The sequence below is a fragment of the Microbacterium sp. UBA3394 genome, assembly GCF_002358725.1.
GTDB lineage: Bacteria > Actinomycetota > Actinomycetes > Actinomycetales > Microbacteriaceae > Microbacterium > Microbacterium luteum.
On the sequence record NZ_DEPK01000247.1, the window covers coordinates 1 to 6,202 of the forward strand.

Here is a 6,202-nt window from a genome sequence, read left to right on the forward strand (position 1 = left end):
CGTCGGAGGTGTACTCCACGATGTTGCGCGCGTGGCCCTCCCACTGATCGGGGACGCCGGTGATCTCGGTCAGGTACATCCGCCAGCCAGTGCCGTCGTGGATCACCTCCGGTGCCCAGTGCGTGCGATCGACCTCGAGCGGCGGCGGTCCGGGTGTGAGTGCGAGGGCGCTCCCGTCGCCGGGGGAGAGGGTGCCGGCATACTCCCAGCGATCGCCGTCACCGCTCTGCGCGATGCCGATGCGGCTGCCGTGCACCCACGCGACCCCCGGGCCGGGGGTGGGATGCGTCGCACGGCGCTGCGTGTAGAACATCCACCACCCCTCCGGTGCGCGCACGACGGTCGGGTCGGTCGCGCCGTCGTAGACGGGGTCGCGGTACACCTCGCCGGGTGCGGGCGCCGCAGGATTCAGCGGTGGGGTCGGCATGTCAGCGCGGCCGCAGGTCGGTCACCGGGCTCTCGAAGCCCGTGCGGTGCGTCGGATGCGTCGCGAGCTCACCGGGGGTGATCGGGCGCCCGTCGGCGGCGGCCGATGCATACATCGCCGCGACGATCTCCAGCGACCGCGCCGGCGCATCGGCAGTCGGCGGGAGCGGCCCGCCGGCGCGCAACGCCGTGAAGACGTCGTGCAGCAGGGGCGCATGACCGCTCGGGATCTCGCGCGACGGCAGCTCCCACGCGGCCGCCTCGTGCTCGAACCCGGGCGCCGGGGTGATCGCCCAGTTCTCGTGACCGTGGCCGTAGAGGTGGTCGACCGTGACGGTGGCCTTCTGCGTGTCGATGCGGATCGAGCTGGTCTGGCGCGGGGAGACCGCGCTCGCGGCGACCTGCGCGACGGTGCCGCCGGCGAAGCGCAGGGTGGCGGTGGACGCGTCTTCGGTCTCGGTCTCGCGGTCCAGCCGCCACATCCGCGCCTCGACGCTCGCCCAATCGCCGAGCAGGAACGCCAGCAGGTCGAGCTGATGGATGCCGTGCCCGAGCGTGGTGCCCCCGCCCTCCGTGCTCCACCTGCCGCGCCACGGCACGGCGAAGTAGTCCGCGTCACGGAACCACAGCGTCTGGCACTGGGCGATCAGCGGGCGGCCGAGGGCGCCGCTGTCGAGGAGGTGCTTCACGTGCGCGGCGGCGGTGCCGGTGCGCTGCTGGAAGACCACCGCGAGGCGCCGATCGGCGGCGTCGGCGGCGCGCCGCATGTCGTCGAGCTCGTCGAGGCTCGGTGCGGGGGGCTTCTCGACCACCACGTGCGCTCCGGCCGCGAACGCCGCGAGCGCCTGCTCGCGGTGCACCGCCGGGGGCGTGCAGATCAGCACGACGTCGGGATGCTCGCTCGTCAGCAGGGCGTCGAGGTCGTCGTGCACGGCCGGAACGCCGTGCGTCTCCGCGAACGCGCGGGCGGCCTCGGCGGAGAGGTCGGTCACCGCCACCAGCCGGGCGGCGGGGTCGGCGGCGACGGCCTCAGCGTGCAGGCGCGCGACGTTGCCGGTGCCCACCAGGGCGCACCGCACAACGCGGTCGGGGTCGGTGGTCATGAGCTCTCCTCCATGGGAAGACGTTCGGGGGTCGGCGGCGGGCCGAGGCGGGGTCAGCCCGCGGGCCATCGCCAGGTCTGCAGGCGCCCGCACATCCCGAACCCCCGCGGGCCGGGGGTCGGCTCGGCGCGCACGACGGCGGCGTCGGACATCAGGCCGGGGCGGCCGTCGGCGAGGGCTGCGAGCTGGTCGCGCGTGCGCTCCGTCTCGGCGGCCACGGTGCGCGTCCACTGCTGCTGCCACTGCGCGACGCGGGGCTGCACGAGCTTTGCGGCGCGGCGGTGGAACTCCGCGTACGCCTCCGGTCCCCGGTCGCGGATCTGCGCGCGCAGCTGCCGGTAGCCCTCGAGGGCGAGGTCGCGGCGGCGACGCGCGGCTGAGGCCCGCACGTCGGGGTCGCCGCCGGGAAGGGTCGCGGCGGCGGCGTAGGCGTCGGGATCGTCGAGGACGTCGGGCGGAAAGGTGAGCACCGCATCCCCCGCCTCGGGGAGGCCCGCATTCTGCATGACCACGACCAGGCGCAGATCGCCGCGGTTCACCAGTCGGTGCACGGTCCCGGGCGAGAAGTGGACGATCTCCCCGGGAGCGAGCGGATGGATGGCCGCGCCGGCATGCGAAAGGGTGTGCACCTCGCCGGTGCCGCCGGTGACCACGTAGCCCTCGCTCGAGGCCGTATGCAGGTGCGGCGAGCCGCCCGCCAGCCCGTCGGCGCCCTCGGTGTCGTAGACGCACAGGTCGCTCACCGCGACTCCGCCGGGGAAGAGGGGCGGTACGCGGATCGGCCCGGTGAGGGGGTGACCCGCGGTCACGGTGCCAGCTCCGTCGCGATCGCGCGGGCCTCGTCCTGATCCCACATGCGGTCGCCGAAGACGTATCGGTGCGCGAGGGTGATCTCGGTGTCGGGCGCGAAGGCGATGTGCTCGTCGAACGACGGCGAGGGGCTGAGCACCGGGAACGGCTCGGTGCGCACGAACCACTTCACCGGCGGCGGCGCCGACGACCGCCCGGCGTAGCAGAGCACCGTGCCCCCGCCGTCCACGTCGTCGTGCTGTCCGGAGAAGGCGACCCACGGCGCCTCGGCGCCCATGAGCTCGTCGGGATCGGAGGTGACGGGCGAGGTCACCGTCCCCCCGGTCCACGCCCGCGGCATCCGCAGGAAGAAGCCCGTGTAGCCGGCGTTCGGCCGCCCCTGCGTGGTGGGACTGCCGAGTTCGAGTGTCCCGCCGCTGACGTTGTGCAGCGTCGTCTCGAAATCGAGGACCCACAGGCCCCGCTCGCGGTCGACGCTGCCGAAGCGGTGCGTGCGCCGCTCGGTGATCCACTCCCGGCCGGCCTGGGTGATCCACGTGAGATCCTCGCGGAACGAGACCTCGTCGCCGGCGGTGTGCATCGCGGTGAAGCCGTCGTGGCGCATGCGGCCGACGTTGTCGCGAGCGACGTAGCCCTCGCCGTCGACGTAGGTCGGGCCGCCCCAGAAGTTCTCGCCCGACACGTGCGTCCACGTGAACTGCAGCCCCTTGTGCCAGCGGTGGTCCCACGGGCGGAAGCCGGTGAGCAGCCCACCGTCGAGGGCGCGGATCGGATGCAGGTAGGGCTTGGGTCCCTCGAAGGCCGGCGCGTCGGCGCCGAAGACGTAGGTCGCGATCTCGACCGCGTCGGCGGTCACTCTCAGCCGGGTGTCCTCGCGCGTGATCGTGAGCGTCATGCCGCGGTCTCCTTCACCGGCGCCCAGGGCGCGCCGTCGCCGTCCATCCGGGTCATGAAGGCATCGTCGCCCGAGATCTCTCCCGCCGCCACCCGCACGCCGCGGAAGGCCGAGGCGTAGGTCGCCGCGGCGAACTCCAGCGTGCGTCGCGCATCCACGATCGACACCTCCGGTTCGCCGCCGCCGGCGAGGGCGTCGATGATCGCCGCGAACTGCAGGCGGTGCCCGCTCACGACATCGTCGCCGTCGGCGCCCGTGCGCCAGAGATCGGCGAGGTGCTCGTGGCCGGGAGCCGGGGTGAACCGCCAGTCGGCCTCGGTGTAGCCGTAGAGGTGCTCGAGCTCCACCGTCGCGAAGGCGAAGTCCACGCGCAGCCGCGTGGTCTCGCGCGTCGACACGACCGAATTGACGACGGTGGCCAGGGCGCCGTTGTCGAACCGGGCGAGCACCAGCGACACGTCCTCGGTGTCGGTCGGCCGCGACTGCCGTGCGGCCATGGCCGACACCTCGGACCACGGCCCCAGGATGCTCAGCAGCAGGTCGAACTGGTGGATGCCGTGCCCCATCGTGGGTCCGCCGCCCTCGGTGTCCCAGCGCCCGCGCCACGGCACGGCGAAGTACTCGTCGGGGCGGTGCCAGAGCGTCTCGCACGTGGCCACCAGGGGGCGTCCGAGGGCGCCGTCGGCGACCAGCCGGCGCAGCCGCAGCGCCGCCGCGCCGAACCGGTGCTGGTAGACCGTGAGGATCGGAACGCCGGTCGCCTCGCTGACGGCGGCGAGCTCATCGACCTCGGCGAGGCTGAGCGCGGTGGGCTTCTCCACGAGAACCGGCACGCCCGCCCGCATCGCCGCGATCGCGAGGGGCGCATGGGTCTGCGGCGGTGTGCACACCGAGACGATGTCGAGGTCCGCGGCGGCGAGCAGCTCATCCGCCGTCGCGTAGGTCGCCGGTCCGCCGAAGCGATCCGCGAACTCGACCGCACGCGCGGGGTCGAGATCGGCGACGCCGACGAGGGTGATCCGGGGGTCGAGCTCGGCGATCGCGGTCGCGTGGGCCCGGGCGATGGCGCCGGTGCCGATGATGCCGGCCCGCAGCGGTGGGGATGCGGTGGTCACGAAGACTCCTCCTCGAGTCGGTGTCGGTTCAGATCGATCCGGCCTGCGTGAGGTGCAGGTCGGCGTAGCGGCCCTCGAGATCGAGCAGCTCGGCGTGATTCCCCTGCTCGACGATGCGTCCGCGTTCGAGCACGACGATGCGGTCCGCCTGGCGGATGGTCGACAGCCGGTGGGCCACGATGAGGGTGGTGCGCCCGGCCATGAGGCGACCGAGCGCCTCCTTCACCAGCTGCTCCGACTCGGGGTCCAGCGCACTCGTGGCTTCGTCCAGGAGCAGGATGCGCGGGTCGCGGATGAGCGCGCGGGCGATCGCGAGGCGCTGACGCTGACCGCCCGACAGGCGCGCACCGCGCTCGCCCACGAGGGTGTCGAGGCCGTGCGTCTGCGCCTGCACGAACTCCAGGGCGTTCGCATCGGCGAGCGCCTGCAGGATCAGCTCTTCGGAGACGTCGTCGAGGCCGTATCCGATGTTCTCGCGGATCGTCCCCTCGAACAGCACCGATTCCTGCGGCACCACCGACACGAACCGGCGCGCCGTGCGCAGGTCCAGCTCCTGCATGTCGACGTCGTCGAGCAGGATGCGTCCACCCGTGGGGCGGAGGAAGCCCAGCACGAGGTTCAGCATGGTCGACTTGCCCGACCCGCTCGAGCCGACGAAGGCGACGGTCTGTCCCGCGGGGATGCGCAGGTCGACCTCGTGCAGGGAATCCTCGTCGGCGCCGGGGTAGCGGTGCGACACCTGCGCCAGGGTGATCTCGCCGCGGACGGCGTCGACGGGGCGCTTGCCCTCGTTCATCTCGAGGTCGGGCTCCTGCATGACCTCGGCGATGGAGCGCACCGACTCCAGCCCGCGGGCACCCACCGGGATCAGCATGAGCAGCTGGGTCAGCCCCTGGGTCAGGAGCGTGAAGTAGGTCGACAGCAGCACGACCTCACCGGGGGTGATCGGGAGGAACCCGGTCAGGGCGAAGACCGCGGCCAGCACGAGGCAGCCGACTCCGAGCAGCTGCATCGCGACCCACGAGATCGAGGCGACGTGTCCGTTGAGCATGTCGAGGTTGAGCCCCGCGCGTCGCACCCCGTCTGCGCCGGTCGCCACGCGCGTGACGGCCGTGCGCTCGAGGCCGTGCGCACGGGTCACCGGCATGAGCGAGGCCATCTCGCCCACGCGCGCCGAGAGCACCTCGACCTCGCGCCGGAACAGCTCGTTGCGGCTGCGCGAGCGCTTGCGCAGGCCGTAGCGGATGCCGATCGCGATCGGCACGGCGAGGCCGTACACGGGAAGGAACTGCGGCACCGCGATCGCGGTCATCGCGAGGGCCCCAATCATCACCATCGTCGCCGACAGCAGCGGGTGGGTCACCTGCTGCAGCATCAGCTCGACGTTCTCGACGTCGCGCACGACCTTGGTCTGCACGATCGAGGAGCTGATGCGGGAGTGGTATCCGATCGACAGGCTCTGGAGGCGCTGCGCGAGAGCGTTGCGCAGATCGGCGCCGGTGTCGCGCACCACGGTCATGAACTGCCGCGTGTAGAGGATGTGGTTCGGGTAGTTCTGGGCGAGGAGCACCACCGCCAGCACGAACCACCACAGCAGGGCGGAGACGTCGCCGCCGTCGGCGACGATGTCGATGATCGCGGCGGTGATCACCGGCAGGAACCACAGCGGGATCTCCTTGAGGGCGAACGCGAGAACCGCCACGAGCATCCGCCACGGTCGCCGCAGCAGCAGCCGGAGCACCGACCGGGTCGGGCGCTGGCCGTCGATGGCGTCCGACAAGTCGGGAAGCGTTTTCCGAGACATCGTGTCCATGGTAGCGCCGATGCTGCGCGGCGTCACCGGCGGATGCGCC

The 6,202-nt window shown here is 72.5% G+C and carries 5 protein-coding genes and 1 pseudogene; all 6 read right to left on the minus strand.

The annotated features are described in order from the left end of the window. Positions 1-427, minus strand: a pseudogene (locus tag B4E30_RS14690) (hypothetical protein); the annotation flags it as partial. Position 428: 1 nt separating this feature from the next. Next, a complete protein-coding gene (locus B4E30_RS14695) occupies positions 429-1,529 on the minus strand; it encodes a Gfo/Idh/MocA family protein (protein ID WP_286795880.1) in 1,101 nt (366 codons plus the stop codon). Between the two features lie 53 nt (positions 1,530-1,582). Then, positions 1,583-2,338, minus strand: a complete 756-nt coding sequence (locus B4E30_RS14700) for a cupin domain-containing protein (RefSeq protein WP_286795881.1) — start codon at positions 2,336-2,338, stop codon at positions 1,583-1,585. After that, positions 2,335-3,234 carry a PmoA family protein gene (locus tag B4E30_RS14705; protein ID WP_286795883.1) on the minus strand — a complete coding sequence of 300 codons (900 nt, stop codon included), beginning with the start codon at positions 3,232-3,234 and terminating at the stop codon, positions 2,335-2,337. The genes B4E30_RS14700 and B4E30_RS14705 overlap by 4 nt, the downstream gene beginning before the upstream one ends. Next, a complete protein-coding gene (locus tag B4E30_RS14710; RefSeq protein WP_286795886.1) occupies positions 3,231-4,349 on the minus strand; it encodes a Gfo/Idh/MocA family protein in 1,119 nt (372 codons plus the stop codon). Before B4E30_RS14710 ends, B4E30_RS14705 begins: the two co-directional genes overlap by 4 nt. 28 nt (positions 4,350-4,377) lie before the next feature. Next, positions 4,378-6,153, minus strand: coding sequence for an ABC transporter ATP-binding protein (locus B4E30_RS14715; protein WP_286795889.1), 1,776 nt, complete (start codon positions 6,151-6,153; stop codon positions 4,378-4,380). Between the last annotated feature and the right edge of the window lie 49 nt (positions 6,154-6,202).